The following is a 20,391-nucleotide window of genomic DNA, read 5'->3' as shown; positions in this document are numbered from 1 at the left end:
ACCTCAATGGTAGTGTAGTCGAAGACCCTTCTTTATAAGAAATATAAGGGCATATATGCTTATTTTCTTCAATGCCTTATAGGGTTAAAAATGCCTATGTTACGGTACACGCAACTTGCCCCAAGGTTGGTGTCCTCACCAACCATCCATTGTTTAATCCCTTTGCTGTGTTGTTTTTATTGTGTAAGTTTTTGTATGTCAATCGATTGATATTTTTGTTTCGTGCTTTCCGTGGCCAATCCTTCAGGCAACTCAGCATAATAAAGTGTAATATGTGAAGACTAATTTTGTTAGTATTTTGTTTGAAATTAATCAGTTTTAATTTTCTTTAAAACTAAAAATATTAGTATTTTTGATCTCAATCATCCTTATAATACGAGAATGGATAAAGAAAGGCAGATTATTCATATGGATCAGGATGCATTTTTTGTGTCGGTAGAAATCAGAAAAAATCCCAAGTTATTGGGCAAACCCGTAATTATCGGTGGCGGCGGCGATAGGGGTGTGGTAGCCTCTTGTAGCTACGAAGCACGCCAGTACGGCATACATTCTGCAATGCCCGGTAGAACAGCAAAATTGCTGTGCCCCCAGGCTATATTTTTAAAAGGCGATATGGAAGAATATTCCAAAGCTTCGCACGAGATTACCGAAATTATTGCCGATAAAGTTCCCCTTTTTGAGAAGGCCAGTATTGATGAGCACTATATCGATATGACGGGCATGGACCGCTTTTTTGGTTGTATGAAATTCGCGTCAGAGCTCAGACAAAACATTATCAAAGAAATGGGCTTACCGATTTCCTTTGGCTTGTCGATCAATAAAACCGTAGCCAAAATAGCCACGAATGAATCTAAGCCCGATGGCGAACGGCAAGTTACTTTTCCTGAATTGCGGCCCTTTCTCGATCCTTTGGCTATCCACAAAATTCCGGGCATCGGCCACGCTACTTATAAAAAGTTAAGCGAAATGGGTGTTCGCGAAATCCTTACGCTTACCCAGATCCCACAACAACTCATGTTTAAAATACTGGGGCAGCATGGCTTAAGTTTATGGCAAAAAGCAAATGGGATCGATCTTTCGCCAGTTGTACCTTACCGTGAAAGAAAATCTATTGGTACACAGGCTACCTTCGAAAGCGATACCATGGATATGGCCAAACTAAAGGCCATTATAACCGGAATGGTTACCGGCTTAACTTTTCAGCTGCGTAACCAGAAAAAATTAACCGCCTGCATTACCGTAACCGTGCGTTATACCAATTTCGAAACCGTTACCCAGCAAGAACGTATTCCGTATACCTCGCTCGATTCTTTTTTAATCAGCAAAGCACATAGCCTGTTCGAAAAAGTATATGCTAAACGGATGCTGTTGCGACTAATAGGCGTAAAGCTTTCGCATCTGGTGAGCGGTTACGAGCAGATTGGTTTATATAATATTGCCGAAGAAGAATATAGCCTTTACCAGGCTATGGATAAGGTACGCAATCATTATGGTGCCGAAGCAGTGGTTAAGGCCTGTATTGTTACGCAGCCGCCCCGAGATGAAACGGGAAAAATAATCAAGTACAATCCGCGCAAAAAGAAAATATTGATCGAAAACCAAACGGAGGAAGAACAGCAGGAAGTAAGGAAACGATCGAAAATTAGAAGTTTTATGAGTGAAAAAGGAACAATAGGTACTAAATCTTATGATTAGCAATGTTTTTAAATGTGCATTCTTCTTATAGCCTAAAGTATGGTACGCAGCGCATTGATCGGCTGATTGCTACTGCCCGTAGTTTGGGTATCCACCAAATGGTACTTACTGATATCAATAATTCAACTGGTGCGGTAGAGTTTATTCGCGAGTGTTACAAACAAGGCATTGCCAAAGAAGCCGATGAAATACACAAAGGCAATATTCCGTATCAGATTAAACCGGTAGCGGGGATCGAATTCCGGATCGATAACAGGTTGTTGTATGTAGGCATTGCGAAGAATAAAGAGGGAATGCGTGAGCTGAATGAATTTTTAAGCCACCACAACATCAACCATATTCCGTTACCCAATATTCCACCCGAAATGGAGAATGTTTATATCATTTATCCCTTTCAAAAACCTTTTAACCCAGCACTAAAAGCAAATGAATTTGTAGGCATCCGGGCCAAACAGCTCAACCTGTTGTATAAACATCCGCTTTTAAAACAGAAAGAAAAATTGTTGGTGTGGCATCCTGTTACCGTTAGTGATAAGATCACCTACCGCCTGCACGAATATTTTAGGGCGATCGAGCTCAATACGCTTTTAAGTAAAGTGCCCGATGAGCAAAAATGTGATCCGGATGAGTTCCTGATTCCAGAAGTAGAACTAACCCAGCAATTTGAACAGTATCCCTTCATTGTTCAAAATACACAGAAACTGATAAACAGCTGCGATTTAAGTATTTATTTTGAAGATGGCCCTACACCTACTTCTAAAAACAAGTTTTTTTATACTGGAGATTTCGAAGGGGATAAAAAAATGCTTCGAGAGTTGGCCGAAGAAGGGCTTAAATACCGTTATGGTGAAAATAATACAGAGGCCATTGAGCGTTTGGAGAAAGAACTCCGGATCATCGAACTTAAAAACTTCTGTGCCTATTTTCTCATCACCTTCGATATTGTAAGCTATGCCATGAATAAATGCGGTTTTTACCATGTTGGCCGTGGCTCGGGTGCCAATAGTATTGTAGCGTATTGTTTGCGCATTACAGATGTAGATCCGATAGACCTTGATCTATACTTTGAACGTTTTTTACATGAAAAAAGAACGAGTCCACCAGATTTTGACATCGATTTCTCCTGGGACGAAAGGGAAGTGATACAACGTTATATCTTTGAACGCTATCCCAAATGGCATGTTGCTTTTTTAGGCACGATGAGTACTTTTAAAGACCGTGCAATTATCAGGGAGATTGGTAAGGTTTTGGGTTTGCCCAAAGATGAAATAGATAGTTTTACCGATCCGACCAAAGAACGCGAAAATTTGCTCAATGCTACTTACCAAAAGTTACTGGCAGTATATCGATATATGAAGGGGATGCCCAACCAGCGCTCTATTCATGCTGGGGGGATATTAATTTCCGAAGAACCGATTACCTATTATACCGCTTTAGATATGCCGCCCAAAGGTTTTCCAACGGTACAGTGGGACATGTACGAAGCTGAAGCCATTGGATACGAGAAATTCGATATTTTGAGTCAGCGGGGTATTGGGCACATCCGCGAAGCCGTGCAACTGATTAAAAAAAATAAGGGAAAGCATATCGATATACATGATTTTAAAACTTTTAAAGAAGATCAGAAATTGAATGGTATCCTTAAAGAAGGGCAGCCCATAGGGTGTTTCTATATCGAATCGCCAGCTATGCGGCAACTGCTCAAAAAACTGAAATGCGATAACTACCTTACCTTGGTGGCAGCCAGTTCCATTATCCGTCCGGGCGTGGCCAGTTCGGGCATGATGAAATCCTATATCGAGCGTTACCATGCGCCAGATAAAGTAGTATACCTCTGCGAAGTAATGAAAGAACGGCTTAGCGAAACCTATGGGGTAATGGTTTATCAGGAAGATGTGATCAAAGTATGTCATTATTTTGCAGGTCTTGATCTTGCCGATGCCGATATCCTGCGCAAAGCGATGAGTGGTAAATACCGGTCTAAACTGGCTTTTGATGAACTAGTAAACAAGTTTTTTGTCTCAGCCAGAAATGAAGGGCACTCAGAAGAACTCATTACCGAAGTTTGGCGACAGATTTCATCTTTTGCCGGTTACAGTTTTTCTAAAGCACATTCAGCCTCTTTTGCGGTAGAAAGTTATCAGAGCTTATTTTTGAAAACATACTACCCTATGGAATTTATGGTAGCCGTGCTGAATAATTATGGCGGGTTTTATAGTAGATGGGTTTACGTTTACGAATTGCAGAAAACAGGAGCAAGGGTGCATTTGCCCTGTGTTAACCGTAGCGATGAAGTAGTGAATATAAAGGGTGAAGACGCTTATCTAGGGTTTATCGGCGTTCAGGGACTGGAAGAAAAAAACATCAAAATCATCCCACACGAACGCAGGGCGAACGGCCCATATCTCGATCTCGAAGATTTTGTAAAACGGAGCTGTATTTCGCTGGAGCAAGCGATTATTTTAATCCGTTTGGACGCTTTACGTTTTACCGGAAAAGATCGTAAAACCCTGCTTTGGGATGTGCACAACTACCTTGGCTTTAAACAGAAGAAAGTGAATCATGCCGAGCTTTTTAAGCTCAGTTACAAAACCTATCAGCTCCCCGCATTGGCCGATTCGGAGCTGGAAAATGCTTATACCGAATTGGAACTGTTGGGTTATCCGCTTAATTACGATATGTTCGATTTTTTGAAAACACCATACCGTGGTGATGCCATGGCAGCCGATATGCACAAACATTTGGGCAAAACGGTAAGGATGGTAGGGAACTATGTTTGCGAAAAAACAGTACACACCATTAAAAATAGCAAAATGTGGTTCGGTACTTTTTTAGATGCCAACGGCGATTTCTTCGATACTACACATTTCCCAAATACTACGCCGATGTATCCTTTTAAAGGAAAGGGCTGTTACCTTATTTTAGGTAAAGTGGTAGAAGATTTCGGTTTTCAAAGCATAGAGGTTTTAAAGTTCGCTAAATTGGATATCCAGATGAATCCGGTGGCAGTTTAATGTTATGAGCCGATTAATCTTGCTAATCGGCTCATGATTTGGCTTGTTTTTGAGCCGATTAATCTTTTAGTGAATTATTTTATAATTTTTTTGTTCTGAAGAATTGCTTTTTAGATATACTGCTAGGGCAATGGAACTAGGTCCTGAATCACCATTTCGAGTGCAGTCGTTATGACGACCTCTTTATTTAAAACTGTCATTCTGAGCACAGCGAAAAATCTTTTCTACATCAATATTTAAACTCATTTATCATCTGAGGAATAGAAGTTTATTTAAGCTTATATGTTCCTTAAATGCCTTATATGGTAAAAAAAACTAAGACTCATTTCTAGCGAGTTCACAAATAGCCTAACGATTTAATCATTTACTTGTTAAAACATAATTTTTATATTTAAACCATGATCCACTTTAAAGCAGAAATAGAGCGTTTCGAAACCATGGGCGAAAAAACCGGCTGGAGTTATGTGTTTATTCCGGCAGCACTGGCCAACGAAATCAAACCAGATTGTAAAAAGAGCTTCAGGGTAAAAGGAAAGATAGATCAGCTGGAGATTAGCGGTATGGCAACTATCCCGATGGGAGAGGGCGATTTTATTATTGCTTTAAAAGGTGAAGTCCGTAAAAAACTAAGAAAAGAAGCTGGAGCAGGTGTTGAACTTTATTTAGAAGAAGATAAAGATTTTAAAATTGAAATGCCCGAAGACCTCGAGATCTGCTTATCGGAAGAAGAACACTTAATCCGGAATTTTTTAAAACAACCTAAATCGCATCAAAACTATTACATCAACTGGATCAATCAAGCTAAAACCGAACCTACACGTACCAAAAGAATTGTAATGACTGTTAAAGCCATGGATAAAGGGCAGGATTTTGGCGCAATGATCAGGGAATCGCAGGGGAAGTCATAAGTCAGTAGTTCTGAGTAGGAGGCGATTGGTTGATAGTTAGATAGTTGATGGAGAAATAGCCTAGCATACGGGTTGATACGATTTGCTGATCAGAAATATATGGAATCAAACTATCTCGATAGATCATCAACTATCGTCTATGAACTATTAACTATAGCTTTGAACTTAAATGCGCCGGACTAAAGACTCTAGACTCCTGACTTCGGACTCCTGACTCCGGACTCTCTACTATAATTCCTAAACCAACTCCAAACCTTCATCTGGATTACACCTAAAAAAGCCTCCCTAAAGATACGGGTGCTCATTTTTGATGTTCCTTCGGTACGGTCGGTGAAAATGATTGGAACTTCGACCACTTTAAAGCCAAATTTAATGGCGGTAAATTTCATTTCGATCTGAAACGCATAACCAACAAATTTAATTTTATTTAATGGAATGGTTTCCAATACAATTTTGCGGTAACATTTAAAGCCCGCAGTAGCATCCTGAATGTTTATGCGGGTAATCATACGCACATACATTGAAGCAAAATACGACATTAAAACCCTGCCCATTGGCCAATTTACCACATTTACACCTTTAACATACCTGGAGCCAATGGCTACATCAGCACCGTTTACACAGGCTTCGCGTAAGCGGGATAGGTCATCGGGGTTGTGCGAGAAATCGGCATCCATTTCAAAAATATAGGCATAATCGTGTTGTAATGCCCAATTGAAGCCGTAAATGTAGGCTGTACCCAATCCCTGTTTCCCTGCACGCTCCTCAATAAATAAATGTCCTTCGTATTCGTCTTGTAACGATTTTACAATTTCAGCAGTTCCATCAGGAGAACCATCATCAATAATTAAAACATGAAAAGGCTGCGTTAAAGAAAAAACCTTTCTAATGATCTTTTCGATATTTTCCTTCTCGTTGTAGGTGGGAATGATGACTAAACTATCTGACACGTTTGTTGTGGTTTTTTAATAATGTAAGCTTCTAGTATTTATATTAAACGATACAATTGCTTTTAAACTGCGAAAGTAAATATTTAATGTGAAACCTTCATGAATTTTCATTAATTCGAGATAATTCGTCTTCCCGGACTTGTTTTATTAGTTGTTTTTAAGCATTGTCAGTCTGAGCGTAGTCGAAAGCTTACCCACATTTTTCGCTGATTTCGCAGATCTTCGTTTTCAAGGTCTGGATCCTGGTTTAGCAGTTTTGCAATATTACAGATACCGGCCAGCTTTTATATTTCTTTTTAGCTTTTATGGCACAAACCTTTGTTCCTAAACCCGATCGGCGTGTAAAGCCCGCAGACCGAAATATGAGGGCGAGGACTTGGAACGAAGAGCGGGACAGTAGACCTCCAAGAACTACTGTCTTTTCATTTTCAAATCTTCCAGTATTTTAATAACTAATCGTTTTGTAGATTTCTTCCCGAACATTCGGGATCGAAATGACGATCCCTTTCTTACCTCACCTCTTGCATTAACTTTTTAACCAGTTGCGAGAAAATAATCAGCGCCAAACCCGCAATTAAAGAATATAATGCCAATGCCTTATAACCTTCGGTATAAGCCATTAATTTTGTGGTTAATGATGCGTTATCAATGCTCGACATTTCTGCGCCTAATTTTCCGGCAGCCAACTGCCCGAAAGCACTTGATAAAAACCAAAGTCCCATCATCATCCCGAACATTTTCTTTGGAGAAAGTTTAGTAATGATCGACATACCTATCGGGCCCAAACAAAGTTCGCCAAGGGTTAATAATAAATAGGCTAGTGTAAATACATTTAATGAGCTAATGCCCTGTGCATTGGCAAAGAACCTCGTGGCGTAAAAAACATAAAAACTCAAAGCCAGTAAAAGGAAGCCGATTCCAAATTTTACAACCGTGTTCGGTTCTATTTTGCGTTTGTATAAGCCCAACCACAAAATGCCAACAATCGGACTAAAAACAATTACAAAAAAAGAGTTAACACTATTGTTTACCACATTCGGATCAATATTAAAAAAGAGGATTTTATGATCAAGATTATCCTTTGCAAATAATGATAATGAACCACCACTCTGCTCAGATATGGCCATGAAAATGAAATAACAGAAGATAAAAACAAAAGCAGCAAGCAGTTTATATTGCGCTTTTTTATCTTTTATTTTAAACGTTTCGTACAAGAAATAAACCAGCGCAATAATGCCTATGGTGTACATGAAATAATCGGTAAAGGCCGTGTTTTTTACCATGATATAAATCAGTGGAATACAAAGTATCGAGCCCACATAAACGGCTATTTCCCATAGCTGCTGTTTCGATTTTTTAAGATGCAGCAAAGGCGAATTCCCGATCGGACCTAAGTGTTTTTTTGTGAAAATGAATGTGCCCAAACCGAACATCATTACCAGTGCAGCAGACAAGAAACATAGGTGCCAGCTGTAATACTTGCCCAGATAAATGCACATCGCACCGCCCAATAATCCACCTACATTAATCCCTGCATAGAAAAGTCCATAGCCCGCATCTCTCCGGTTGTCTTTCTCGTGGTATAGTTCGCCAACCATTGATGAAACATTGGGCTTGAAGAAACCTGTTCCAATAATAGATAAGGTAATTCCAACATAAAACAGATCATGAGGAGAGAAGGCTAGGATTAAATTCCCGATAATCATCAATGATCCGCCCCAAAAAAGAGATTTTCTGAAACCTAAAATCTTATCGGCAAAAATACCACCTATAAAAGTAAAGGCATAAACAAAGGCTTGTATAGCACCGTACTGCAGGTTCGATTTTTGGTCGCTTAAACCCAATTGCTCAACCATAAAGAAAGCCAATACCCCGCGCATTCCGTAAAAACAGAAACGCTCCCACATTTCTACCAACGATAAATGCCAGAGCTGTTTCGGGTATTTTCCCTCAAAATTTTGAATATCTTCTATTGAAACTGTTTTTTCCATTAAATATGACTAAAAATTAAAAGCCCGATGGAGATCGGGCTTTTTGTTAAATTTATTTTTTGATTAGTGAACGCCGTGCATCCATTTACGCAATATCGGACTTATAGCAAACATAATTAAGCCTGCAACGATAGGTATAATGGTAAATATTAAGAAGAAAATGGAAATGGAGTATTCTGAGCTTATTTTGTCAATTAAGCCGCCGGTAGTACCTGCTAACCAGTTACCAATCGCTGTACAGGTAAACCATACACCGAACATTAAACCTACCACTTTGGCCGGAGCCAATTTACTAACGTAAGATAATCCAACAGGCGAAACACATAATTCCCCAACAGTATGGAAGAAGTATGCGAAAATTAACCAAAACATGCTTACCTGTGCAGATGTAGCACCTTTTGCAATATCCATACCTCCATAAGCCAATCCTGCAAAACCTATACCTACAAAAATTAAACCGAGTCCAAATTTTACAGGCCCACTTGGGTTAAATTTAGTTTCCCATATTTTAGACACAAATGGTGCAAGGGAAACAATAAAGAATGAATTTAGAATCCCAAACCATGAAGCAGGAACTTCTGTGTTTAAAGCAGTAAATTCTTTTTCTACCTTCCAAATGGCTAATCCCCAGATAATAATGAAGCTTATTGCAGTGAAAATTATTGTGGCGGGATATTTTTTTGCGATTTTTGCCGCCAGGCTTAATAAAACAACAGTTACCGCAATAAGTGGGAAAATAGTAAGTATTGCATCAACCCATTTAAAGATTGTACTTGCATTTCCTGTTAAATTTCTAAGTGTGTAATCTTTAGCAAAAATAGTCATTGAGCCGCCTGCCTGCTCAAATACCATCCAAAAGAAAATAGTGAAAATTGAAAATACAGCGACTACAGCTAAACGTTGATTGCTTACTTTTTTTGGTAAAATTTCATCTGTTGGGTCAATTACTTTTTCTGTTTTATTTACAGCCGCACCTAAAACACCAAATATTTTTTGTCCAAAGTAAAACTGAAGCATTCCAAAAAACATAAATACCCCCGCTAATCCAAAACCCCAGTGCCAGCCCACTTTTTCGCCAATATAACCGCACATTAACATACCTAAAAACGCACCGGAGTTAATGCCCATGTAAAAGATAGTGTAAGCAGCATCTTTTTTATCACTTGTAGATGGGTAAAGTTTTCCTACGATAGAAGAAATATTTGGTTTGAATAATCCGTTTCCAACAATTAATAAAAATAATCCCAGATAGAAGAAATTGGTATTTGAACCTTCTAACGCCATTGATATGTGGCCAATGGTCATAATTAAAGCACCTAGGATAACAGCTTTTCTGTATCCAGTCAGTCGATCCGCAATTAAGCCGCCAATTATTGGAGTTAAATATACTAAACCTGTGTACCAGGCGTAAAGCTGTAAAGCCTCTGGTCTTGTCCAGTGCCAGCCACCTTTACTTATTTCGCTTACTAAGAATAAAACAAGTAATGATCTCATTCCATAGTAACTAAATCTTTCCCACATTTCTGTGAAAAATAGCACAAAGAGGCCTACTGGGTGGCTAAATAATTTTTCTTTGGATACATTGTTACTGTCTAAGTGGAGATCTAGTTCCTTGCTATGGTCAATACTAATGGTTTCATTAGATGTTTGCATAAAACATTTGTTGGTTTTAGTTTATGAATTCAGAATTTGTGTGTTGTTTAAGCTAGTTAAGCAGGGCGCAATATAGTCAGCGAATGCCAAACTCACAAATTTTTAAATGATGTGTTAGGTAAATGATTTGTTAAGGTTTGTTAAAAATTAGAACTTTCTGATGGGCTTCACATTTTTCTTTGGATCGGCATAGAGTTCATCACTCGAATTCGGATCGTTGTTAAGTGTGATATCTTCCTGCAGTTTTAATCTTCCGCCAATGATTTTAAAGCCATCAAAAGTGCCATCTGATCCGTGATATTCAAAGGTATCTTTCATTTCCGGATTGAAGGATGCTAAATGGTCGAACACGATCATCCCAGCTTTTAAATCCGTTTTTAAAGTCATTGCATTCGATTTGGCATATTCGAATATTACCCTGTTTTTTCCTTTTAATTCTTTTCCATCGAAAACGGGGGCGCCAAAAGTGAGATTATCTTTATCGAAAGAAAGGATATCGATTACCTTTTTAGTGGTGGCCTGCGTATTTCCTTTCCAGCCTAAAAGCACATAATAAGGCAGGCGGTTCCCACTGGTCACCGGTACGATTTCATAATATCTGGCACCAAACCATTTCTGGTTAGTGGTAATGCTATTGGGATCGGCTAAATTTTCGGTCTGATCGATTAAGGGATAAAGTTTCAACGGACCGCTTTTGGTATTCATCTGGATGGCCCCATAATAGCGATATGAACCGTTTTCGAGCAGGACATACCAGCTCAAAATCCTAAAAGCCTGATCGGATGATTTAATTACCGATACATTTTTAAGCGAATCGAATGGATAAGAAAAAGAATTGGAGGCTTTTAAAGCCTCTACCAAAGTTTTTACAAAACTGCCGTTTATTTCTAGTTTTTGTGCATCACTTTGAGCAGAAATAACCCTTGCCGATATTTTAATCAGTGTATCCTGGAAAACCCCTAATTTATTTGGCGCCTGCTGCGCTTTTAAGTTAAAGCTTAGCATTCCAAAGATTAAAAGGATATAAAATCTGATAAGTTTCATACGATCAAATACGCAAAGATTCTGCAAAACCAAAAAATTATAATTTCTCTATAACAAGTGCACTTGCACCACCACCTCCGTTACAGATTCCGGCAACACCGATTTTTCCGTCGTTCTGTGCCAATACCGAAAGTAAGGTAACTACAATTCTTGCGCCCGATGCACCAAGTGGGTGCCCCAATGAAACAGCGCCACCATTAACGTTAACCTGACTGTTGTTTAGTTCTAAAAGTTGATTATTTGCAATGGAAACTACAGAAAAAGCTTCGTTAATTTCGAAAAAATCAACATTTTTAATATCGATATTGGCCTTGTGTAAAGCCAATGGAATTGCTTTTGAAGGTGCAGTTGTAAACCACTCCGGTGCTTGTTGTGCATCAGCATAGCCTAATATTTTGGCCAAAGGTGTTAAACCCAGTTCTTTTGCCTTATCGGCACTCATTAAAACTAATGCTGCTGCGCCATCATTTAAAGTAGAGGCATTTGCAGCAGTTACGGTTCCATCTTTTTTGAAAACAGGTTTTAATGAAGGTATTTTATCAAATTTAACCGCGGTAGGCTCATCATCGGTATCAACAAGGGTAATTTCGCCTTTACGGTCTTTCACTTCTACAGCTACAATTTCGCTGGCAAATTTGCCCGAAGTTTGTGCTGCCTGAGCTCTTTTGTACGATTCTATTGCAAAATCATCCTGCGCTTCGCGGCTGATGTTACATGCTGTAGCGCAAAGTTCGGCGGCAGACCCCATATGATAGTCGTTATAAACATCCCATAGTCCATCTTTTACCAGGCCATCTGTAATTTGCCCATGGCCTAAGCGATAGCCGTTTCTTGCCTTATCCAGGTAATAGGGAACATTACTCATGCTTTCCATGCCACCGGCTACAATAATTTCATTATCGCCATTTGTAATACTTTGCGCTGCAAGCATAATTGCTTTTGTGCCCGAAGCGCATACTTTATTTATTGTAGTGGCAGGTAAATCTGGTAAACCTGCAAATTTTGCAGCTTGCGTAGCTGGCGCTTGCCCCAGGTTAGCAGATAAAACATTACCCATATATATTTCTTGGATCTGTTCTGGTTTTAATCCAGCTTTTTCGATAGCAGCCTTAATGGCAAAGCCACCAAGTTGAGTAGCAGAAAATTGAGCTAATGAGCCTCCAAAACTGCCAATAGGCGTTCGCACAGCTGATACAATTACAACTTCTTTCATGTAAACTAAATTTTATGAATTTTTGGTTAGGCCGCTAAGTTATACATTTTTAATATTGCAATAACGAATGATTGTTAGTTTTTGCATATTTCAATTGAAAATAAAGTTCGTTTTTTATTTGGAAAGCAGTACCAGTAGTGCTTAGGAGAGTACAGTCCTGCTATTCGCTGTAGCCCTCATACTTCGGGGCTGTCGCTGCCATCAGGTTTAGGTTGCTTGGTTGGTGGTTCTTTGGCTAGGTTGCTGGATGAAGAAAATTTATTAATGTACAAACCTATCAGGTTTTTAAAACCTGATAGGTTTAATTTAGATCAGTACATTTGCGTTAGAATTGTAAGGGCTCAGCATCGATTTTTTTATAGGTACCGGAGTGAAGCGCAGCCCTGAGCCGATCCTTATGTAGCTTGGATAACGCCCAAATATTAACAGACTTCCGGAGTATGCTGATGCCTTGGGCCTTAAAAACTTCGGAAACCTTGCTTCTATTCTTCTTTTGTTTTACCTTTTTTTCTTGATTTTAAAGCCTGCGTGAGTAGAAACTCGATCTGTCCGTTCGTACTTCTAAACTCATCGGCAGCCCAGGTTTCTACTTCTTTTAATAAAGCAGGACTAATTCTTAATACAAAAGCTTTTTTATCTTTCTCCGCCATTCTTATTGTATTGCTTGTATATTATACCTCGTTTTTAAATTAATAAGAAACATTTGCAGTTCTTCTATCTTATTTGAGCTGAACAGGAGCTTTTTGCCATTTTTAAATTCAATCTGTAAACCTTTATCTTTATCGTTTAGGATATAGGCCTTGTCGTTAAATTTAAACCAAAGCCTGCTGCGAACACCAAATCCGCCATAATCTCCTAAAGCATTGTACTTATTGATATAAACTTTCTCGATGTTGCCCCAATTCAATAGCTTCAGTTTGGTTTGAAATGGAAAATACTTGTAAGAAATGCCTTCAGCACCGATCTGCAAAGTCATTTTATTTTTTTGAAGCAGATAAATAATCGCAAAAGGAAGAAATACTGCCCAAAATGGAGCAAAATAAGTAGTTTTTAAAGTCTCAAAGCTCATTCCGCCTTTATCAAAAAGTACGATGCTAAGCACAATAACAGCATCAATAGCTAATAAAATATAAAGCCACCAAAGTTTTAAGCTTTGTTTTTCCTCAAATTCCATTTTGCTAATTATATAATGTTCCGGTATTTACCACGGGCTGTACATGGCGATCGCCGCAAAGCACCACCAGTAAATTGCTTACCATAGCTGCTTTACGCTCTTCATCCAGCTCAACAATTCCTTTTTGCGATAATTTCTCTAAAGCCATCTCTACCATGCCTACAGCACCTTCTACTATTAATTTACGGGCTGCAATAACTGCAGTGGCCTGTTGACGCTGTAACATGGCACTGGCAATTTCTGGTGCATAAGCCAAATGCGAAATCCTGGCTTCTAAAACTTCAATACCTGCTCTCGATAAACGTTCGTTCAGTTCGTTTTCTAAAAGTTCGCTTACTTTATCAGCACCATCTTTTAAAGTGATGCTGGTTTCTTCCCCTTCAGCATGGTCGTATGGAAAAATGTTAGCCAAATGCCTTACAGCAGCTTCACTTTGTATATTTACGTATTGCATGTAGTTTTCTACAGAGAAAACAGCTTTGGCAGTTTCGTTTACTTTCCAAACCACCACAGCAGCAATTTCGATCGGGTTGCCCAGTTTATCATTAACTTTTAACTGCTGTCCGTTTAAATTGTTCGCTTTTAATGATAAACGTCTTTTTGAGGTTAAGGGATTTACCCAGAAAAATCCATCGGCTTTTACTGTCCCGATATATTTTCCGAAAAGGGTGAGTACCATTGATTGATTAGGGTTGATGATTAAAAAGCCCGGGAATATTAAAAATATATCTATTGCCAGTAAAATTCCTCCCCAGAGAAAAATTTCTGAAACAAAACAGAAAATAGAAGCGCCCAGCAATGCGATGCATAGTGCGAATGTTAGATAGCCCGATGGCGGATTAATAATTTTTTCTTGATACATAATTGATATTAATTTGATATCATAAAGTAAAATATAAAATCCGGTAATTGCAAACAAAACCTGTAAAATGTATATTAGATAAAAATGCTATTTTTGACAATACAATAATTACATCATTTTGGCCAAAATCAAGAGAAATTCACACAAGATCCTTTACCGGAAGTATTCATCAAACCTAAAATATGTGATGATGATATTTACCGTTTTCATTATTACGTTATTTCTACCCAAACAGCCCCGGTTTAGATATGAGTTTGAAAAAAATGCAGTATGGAAAAATAAGGACCTGATTTCGCCCTTTAGTTTTGCTATTTTAAAAACCAATCCACAGGTTAGTGCCGATAAAAAGAATGCATTAAAAGATATTTTACCTGTTTACCAATTCGATAGGGGCATTACGGCAAATGCTTTGGAGGAGTTTGCCAACGAGTTTGATGTGAAATGGAAATCTAAGCAACTTAACGAAAAAGATAAGGACGTATATAAAAGTGCTTCCTATAAATTGCTGCAGAACATTTACGAGAAAGGGATTATCGGTTTAAATGTGAAACATCAGGCGGGAGGGAAGAACTATGACTTTTCTTTACTTGAAAACAATGTAGCCCAGGAAAAGAATACACAGGATGTTTTTACCGCAGAATCGGCCCTGAAGTTTTTTAAAGATAATTTTAAAGCCCCCAATCAGGTAATGGGCGATCTGGTTGCAAACCTTGCCATTGATCACATTACCCCAAACATCGTATTTGATGAGCGCCTGACTCAAACTATACAGGATAATACGGTTAACAATATCTCTACTACCAAGGGTATGGTACAAAAGGGAGAGCTTATTGTAGCGAAGAATGATGTTATTGATGAAGAAATTTATCAGAAACTAGAATCTTATAAAGCAACCTACGATGCACAGAGCAAAACAATTGGTAGCAGGGCATTGGTTTATTTGGGGCAGGTAATATTGGTTGGCTTTATACTCGCTATTTTAATGTCTTTCCTTTTTCTTTTCCGGAAGGATATTTTTGCCGATAACCGTCAGCTTTCCTTAATCCTGATTGTTACCACGGGGATGTTACTGGCATTAACCTGGGCCATTAAAATGGAAATCCCAAGTTTGTACTACATTCCGTTTTGTGTAGTGCCCATTATCATTAGGATACTGTTTGATACCCGTTTGGCACTTTACCTCCATATGCTGGTGATTTTAATTGCCGGTTTTTTTGTGGCTAATAGTTTCGAGTTTGTGTTTTATCAGGTTACTGCAGGCATGGTTGCCATATTTAGTATAAAAAACTTTGTTAAGCGCGAAAGATTCCTGGTTTCGGCCTTATTTATTCTTTTGGCTTATTTAGTTTCTTTTATAGGTATTGCCCTGCTTCGCGAAGGATCTTTCCGCGAAATAGAATGGATGAATTTTATTCCTTTTGTTTTTAGTGTACTCTTATCTCTTTTAGCTTACCCCTTAATTTATCTGTTCGAACGTATTTTTGGTATCACATCAGATGTGGCCTTAATTGAGCTCACCAATACCAATAATAAACTGTTAAGGGAGCTTGCCTTTAAAGCGCCTGGAACGTTTCAGCACTCTTTGCAGGTGGCAAACCTTGCAGAGGCCGCAATATTTAAAATAGGGGGCAATTCGGTGCTGGTAAGGGCGGGTGCCTTATATCATGATATTGGTAAAGTAGACAATCCACAATATTTTATCGAGAACCAGAATACCGCTGTGAGTCCGCATGATAAATTACCTTACGAGCAAAGTGCGCAGATCATTATTCAGCATGTGCACAAAGGGATTGAGATTTTAAGGAAGAACCAGATTCCTGAAGCGATTATCGATTTTATCAGAACACACCATGGAAATACCCGGGTTGATTATTTTTATCAGTCTTTTTTGAAAAATACGCCTGAAAAATTTGTCGACGAAAACATTTTCCGTTACCCCGGACCAATACCTTTTAGCAAAGAAACTGGTGTGTTGATGCTCGCCGATTCGGTCGAAGCTGCGTCAAGAAGTCTGAAAAATCCCGATGCTCAGAACATAAATGACATCGTAGAAAGGATAATTAACTACAAATTGGAGCAAAACCAGTTAGATGACTGCGATTTAACATTAAAAGATATTGAGACTATCAAATTGATATTCAAGACGATGCTTATGAGCATCTATCATGTGCGTATAGATTATCAACAAATTTTGTAATTTTTTTTTGTTGGATAACTTGTTTTACTATATTTGCAGACCTCAAAACAACGCCGGTAGGGCGGAAAATAGAGGTCGAAAAGGAGAGGTGCCTGAGTGGCCGAAAGGAACAGTTTGCTAAACTGTCGTACTGGTAACGGTACCGCGGGTTCGAATCCCGCCCTCTCCGCAGAAAATAAAAATTTGCAAAAATAAATGGAATTATCAATTTAAAACCGTTTCTTTGCAATCCCTTCGAAAAAGGGAAATTAAAAAGAAGATACCAAGTTCGGGATGTAGCGTAGCCCGGTATCGCGCCTGCTTTGGGAGCAGGAGGTCGTAGGTTCGAATCCTGCCATCCCGACAAAAAGTTGATCCACTTTTAAAACAGGATTAAAAGATCGATGCCAAGTTCGGGATGTAGCGTAGCCCGGTATCGCGCCTGCTTTGGGAGCAGGAGGTCGTAGGTTCGAATCCTGCCATCCCGACAAAACAAGGATTCGAAATCCGTCAAAAACCCTCTAAATCAATTGATTAGAGGGTTTTTTGTTTTTATTCCATATCAGTTTGGTGCTAGAAATATCAACCTATTTAGCACCTATTTCAGCACCAAAATCTTATTTCTATCATTGTAAATTTTTGAGTCGCATATTTTTTTCAATCACTAAAAATTATTTTGCACCATTTTGCTATCACTTGATTTTTATTGTTTTTCAGGTGCTAGAATAGGTGCTAAGCTTAGGAGGGAATTTTATGAAATCTCAGCACACTTTTGCCCTCTCATTCTATTTAAAGCGGGAAAATGAGCTAAATGGCAAAGCTCCAATTTATGCGAAAATTACAGTCGATGGTAAGTACCTCCGGCTAGCGGTAAAAAGGTCTGTCGAATCGGAATTTTGGAATCAGCGGACTCAAAGGCTCATGGGTAATACACCCGAAATTATTTTATTAAGGGAGAAGCTCAAGCTGTGTATTTCGGTGAAAGTGACCCCTCTGTTTCGGGCCAAACTGGCCACCAATTTGATTACCGGATGATGCACATCTAAGTTCCTTTCCCTCTGAACAAATATACACTTCGGATCCAAATCCATTTTCCTCAGGACTTTTCGGTTTAATCCATTTTACTGCCGGATTCATCCTCAATTCAGACCTTTCTAGCGATCAAAATCCATTCGCAGGTACTGGAACGCGTAAAAAAAATACCATACCCCCTTCAAGACAGCGAAGTGACCGTAGTTCATCCCGAATAGTAGATATGCTCCCAGGAGCCTTTATTTTATGCAGAAATTGAAAAATTATTCCCGAAAGCCAGTTGCGAAAAAAGCTGATCGAAAGATCAGAACGGCCAGTTTGCCCCGAAACAGGTGGTCACTTTAAAGCGAAATGGGGTGACAGTTTAAATGCGGAACGGCTGGCCAATGTACCGTCCTGAATTTACTTGTCGTTTTTGAATTATAATACTAGAATAAGTTTACATTTTCCAGGTGGTAATACTGGGAATGCTTTACAGTTTTTGGGGTTGGTAAAAACTTAGCAATTGTAACCCTGATATGATTTGACAAGCCTAATGAGTGAATTTTATTACATTGCAGTATTTTTTTTTATAGTAAAACGACTATATTAGCATATCTCATTATCATAAACAATTTAAATTAACGCTATGAAATTAAAACTGAAGGGGGCCAATGTCCACTTTCTTAACTGGCGCAGAGGAGTAATATTAATCCTGGGCCTTTTATTTTTATCCCAATCGTGCAAAAAAAGCATTAATGAAGAATCTTCCGATCCTCCGGCGCTAAGTGGTGTAAAGGAATGGTTTAACAACCAGCAGGGAGGTACTCTCACCAGGAGCACAATCCTTTCATCTCTTGTGCCGGATTGGAGCCATGTTGAAAAATTCGAAACTGAATTTACAACGGTTTACGAAGTGGAGCTTAAGAATCCGAATAGGATTTTCCTTACAACGGATAAGATAGATCTCTCTAATGCTGAGTCTTATGCTAACAAAAGTATATTTAAGCTCATCATAGCTAAGAACAAGAAGAGTAATTTGTTTACAGGCCGATACATGAACGTTGTGTCGGAATCGGATACTAGAACCAACGTGCATTACAATAATGTAAAGGGGTTTACTGGTAATGTGATCTTTCTTTCTCTTTCAAGTAATGTTCAATCAGTTGATTCGTATAGTAAAGGAAGAATTGATAAAAATGTTTACGGGGAAAAGGTTATGTTGAATAGCAGAGAGAAGCTATCCGTGAGCTATACGGATTGCCAGATTTCTGCAATACCAGCATATGGTCAGTTCTGCTTTCAGTTGGATGGGTTTCCAAGTTATTGCTCATGGCAGATAATGGGCTTTACCTACTCTGTACATTGCGTCGCGAGTGATGCACCTATGGGAGAGGATGATGGGGGCTTGTCTCAGCCTCCTCTGACTCCGCCAGACGTTACCCCACCTTCAATAGAAGATCCTTGTGCAAGAAAAGCAATGGTCAGTGCGGTTGTAAATAACTCGTACATCTCGTCCAAGAACGCCGAAGCCAGAACTGCTACCAGTGCAACGGGAAACGAATATGGATACGAGCAGAGAGTCACACAAGTCAATGGAAGTACTTACATTAATATACCTATAAGAACTGACGGCTCTACCAATAGCTTTAATTCGTATTTTACCTGGGATAGCACGAACGGATATACCATTGGAGATACGCATACCCACCCGGCTGGCTCTGCTCCATCGCCTACCGACGTGTTCGGAATGGCTGTAAATCTGAACAAACAAGCTCTTTTAAATTCCGGGCCTGATGGTTATGCATTTTACACCAATAATGTGTCGATTACAGTTGTTACCGCCGCTACGACTTACGTCGTGACAGTAAAAGACTGGTCTGGCTTTCAATCTGCTTATGCTGCCTTTCAGGCTGATCCAACGATGTATAATTATAGTTTTGCGACGCTTGCTCAGAATGGTGGTACCGAAAAGGCGCTTTTGACAAAACTCGGAAATGTGTTAAATGTTTATAAGAAGATCGATGGGGAGATGAAGCCATTAGCAATAGATGAAAATGGAGATGTCAGCCCCATTGATTGCCCACCTAATTAAATAATTAATAAATATAAAAATAAATAATCATGAAGATAAATTTGTTAATCACTCTATTTTTCGGTACTATGTTTATTAACCAGGAACCAACAAGTCAGGTTGTTAACGTGAAAGTTCCGACCGGTTCAGCTAAACTGGCGAAGGCCGATATATCCAAATTAGCGACCAGGAAATTTAAGTATTCGGAAATTTCAACGCAGTACCAGAACGTATATTCAGTTGGCGATATGCTGATTGGAATTAAAGACTTTCGCATGAAAGCCGGCAATGAACAAACGCTGGTTCAGAAGAAAGCCGAAATGTCAGCTATGCATAAAGAACTCAAGTTGGAAGACAACATTGACCGGCTTGAAATAGTAAAGGTTAATGGGATAAACTTTCTAATACAGGAATCGCACCTTCGGGGAGAGCACAATTGTACTTTCTTCTCAGAAACCAGAAACAATCGTGGTGTAAATGGTAGTGTTCAATTCCAGGAAGCCGACAGCATAAAAGGTCGTAAGATTTTTGATGAACTGTTAAAAAGTATCAGTTTCAAGTCAAATCTGTAACTGGAAATAATAACAAATAAAGATAATGAGCTTTAAACTTGCAAATGCCCTCGA

The 20,391-nt window shown here is 38.9% G+C and carries 15 protein-coding genes and 3 tRNA genes; 10 read left to right on the top strand and 8 right to left on the bottom strand.

Annotated elements, in window-relative coordinates; genetic code table 11:
- Positions 1-381: 381 nt before the first annotated feature.
- The 3 genes from dinB to ASU31_RS24110 all read left to right on the top strand — a co-directional run bounded on the left by dinB (position 382) and on the right by ASU31_RS24110 (position 5,617).
- A complete protein-coding gene (gene dinB / locus ASU31_RS24120) occupies positions 382-1,695 on the top strand; it encodes a DNA polymerase IV (RefSeq protein WP_057934804.1) in 1,314 nt (437 codons plus the stop codon).
- Positions 1,696-1,697: 2 nt separating this feature from the next.
- On the top strand, positions 1,698-4,709 hold the full coding sequence (gene dnaE / locus ASU31_RS24115; protein WP_057934803.1) for a DNA polymerase III subunit alpha: 3,012 nt from the start codon (positions 1,698-1,700) through the stop codon (positions 4,707-4,709).
- A 398-nt stretch (positions 4,710-5,107) separates the two neighbouring features.
- A complete protein-coding gene (locus tag ASU31_RS24110) occupies positions 5,108-5,617 on the top strand; it encodes a YdeI/OmpD-associated family protein (protein WP_057934802.1) in 510 nt (169 codons plus the stop codon).
- A gap of 188 nt (positions 5,618-5,805) precedes the next feature.
- Here ASU31_RS24110 and ASU31_RS24105 read toward each other — a convergent pair whose 3' ends face one another.
- From ASU31_RS24105 to ASU31_RS24075, 8 genes are all read right to left on the bottom strand, one after another.
- Complete coding sequence (locus ASU31_RS24105) at positions 5,806-6,567, bottom strand: polyprenol monophosphomannose synthase (RefSeq protein ID WP_057934801.1); 762 nt, start codon at positions 6,565-6,567, stop codon at positions 5,806-5,808.
- A gap of 509 nt (positions 6,568-7,076) precedes the next feature.
- Positions 7,077-8,558, bottom strand: a complete 1,482-nt coding sequence (locus ASU31_RS24100; protein WP_057934800.1) for a peptide MFS transporter — start codon at positions 8,556-8,558, stop codon at positions 7,077-7,079.
- 63 nt (positions 8,559-8,621) lie between these two features.
- Positions 8,622-10,211 carry a peptide MFS transporter gene (locus ASU31_RS24095; protein WP_083505517.1) on the bottom strand — a complete coding sequence of 530 codons (1,590 nt, stop codon included), beginning with the start codon at positions 10,209-10,211 and terminating at the stop codon, positions 8,622-8,624.
- 147 nt (positions 10,212-10,358) lie between these two features.
- Complete coding sequence (locus ASU31_RS24090; protein ID WP_245224603.1) at positions 10,359-11,216, bottom strand: hypothetical protein; 858 nt, start codon at positions 11,214-11,216, stop codon at positions 10,359-10,361.
- Between the two features lie 76 nt (positions 11,217-11,292).
- A complete protein-coding gene (locus tag ASU31_RS24085; RefSeq protein WP_057934798.1) occupies positions 11,293-12,468 on the bottom strand; it encodes an acetyl-CoA C-acyltransferase in 1,176 nt (391 codons plus the stop codon).
- Positions 12,469-12,950: 482 nt separating this feature from the next.
- A complete protein-coding gene (locus tag ASU31_RS27310) occupies positions 12,951-13,118 on the bottom strand; it encodes a type II toxin-antitoxin system antitoxin (protein WP_083505516.1) in 168 nt (55 codons plus the stop codon).
- 2 nt (positions 13,119-13,120) lie between these two features.
- Positions 13,121-13,642, bottom strand: coding sequence for a hypothetical protein (locus ASU31_RS24080; RefSeq protein ID WP_057934797.1), 522 nt, complete (start codon positions 13,640-13,642; stop codon positions 13,121-13,123).
- A 4-nt stretch (positions 13,643-13,646) separates the two neighbouring features.
- Positions 13,647-14,504 (bottom strand): SPFH domain-containing protein, encoded by an 858-nt coding sequence (locus ASU31_RS24075; RefSeq protein ID WP_057934811.1) that lies wholly within the window; start codon positions 14,502-14,504, stop codon positions 13,647-13,649.
- Positions 14,505-14,694: 190 nt separating this feature from the next.
- Here ASU31_RS24075 and ASU31_RS24070 point away from each other — a divergent pair, with 190 nt between their 5' ends.
- From ASU31_RS24070 to ASU31_RS24040, 7 genes are all read left to right on the top strand, one after another.
- Positions 14,695-16,701, top strand: a complete 2,007-nt coding sequence (locus tag ASU31_RS24070) for an HD family phosphohydrolase (protein WP_157258263.1) — start codon at positions 14,695-14,697, stop codon at positions 16,699-16,701.
- 82 nt (positions 16,702-16,783) lie between these two features.
- Positions 16,784-16,870, top strand: a tRNA-Ser gene (locus ASU31_RS24065).
- 100 nt (positions 16,871-16,970) lie between these two features.
- A tRNA-Pro gene (locus ASU31_RS24060) sits at positions 16,971-17,044 on the top strand.
- A 50-nt stretch (positions 17,045-17,094) separates the two neighbouring features.
- Positions 17,095-17,168, top strand: a tRNA-Pro gene (locus tag ASU31_RS24055).
- 265 nt (positions 17,169-17,433) lie between these two features.
- A complete protein-coding gene (locus tag ASU31_RS28025; RefSeq protein ID WP_083505515.1) occupies positions 17,434-17,715 on the top strand; it encodes an Arm DNA-binding domain-containing protein in 282 nt (93 codons plus the stop codon).
- A 625-nt stretch (positions 17,716-18,340) separates the two neighbouring features.
- Positions 18,341-19,786 (top strand): hypothetical protein, encoded by a 1,446-nt coding sequence (locus ASU31_RS24045; protein ID WP_057934794.1) that lies wholly within the window; start codon positions 18,341-18,343, stop codon positions 19,784-19,786.
- Between the two features lie 29 nt (positions 19,787-19,815).
- Positions 19,816-20,337, top strand: a complete 522-nt coding sequence (locus ASU31_RS24040; protein ID WP_157258257.1) for a hypothetical protein — start codon at positions 19,816-19,818, stop codon at positions 20,335-20,337.
- The last annotated feature ends 54 nt before the right edge of the window (positions 20,338-20,391 follow it).

Origin of the sequence: Pedobacter ginsenosidimutans, from assembly GCF_001442625.1 — a bacterium.
Classification (GTDB): Bacteria; Bacteroidota; Bacteroidia; order Sphingobacteriales; family Sphingobacteriaceae; genus Pedobacter; species Pedobacter ginsenosidimutans.
The sequence above is the reverse complement of the archived record's forward strand: the minus strand, read 5'-3'. Positions and strand labels throughout refer to the sequence as shown.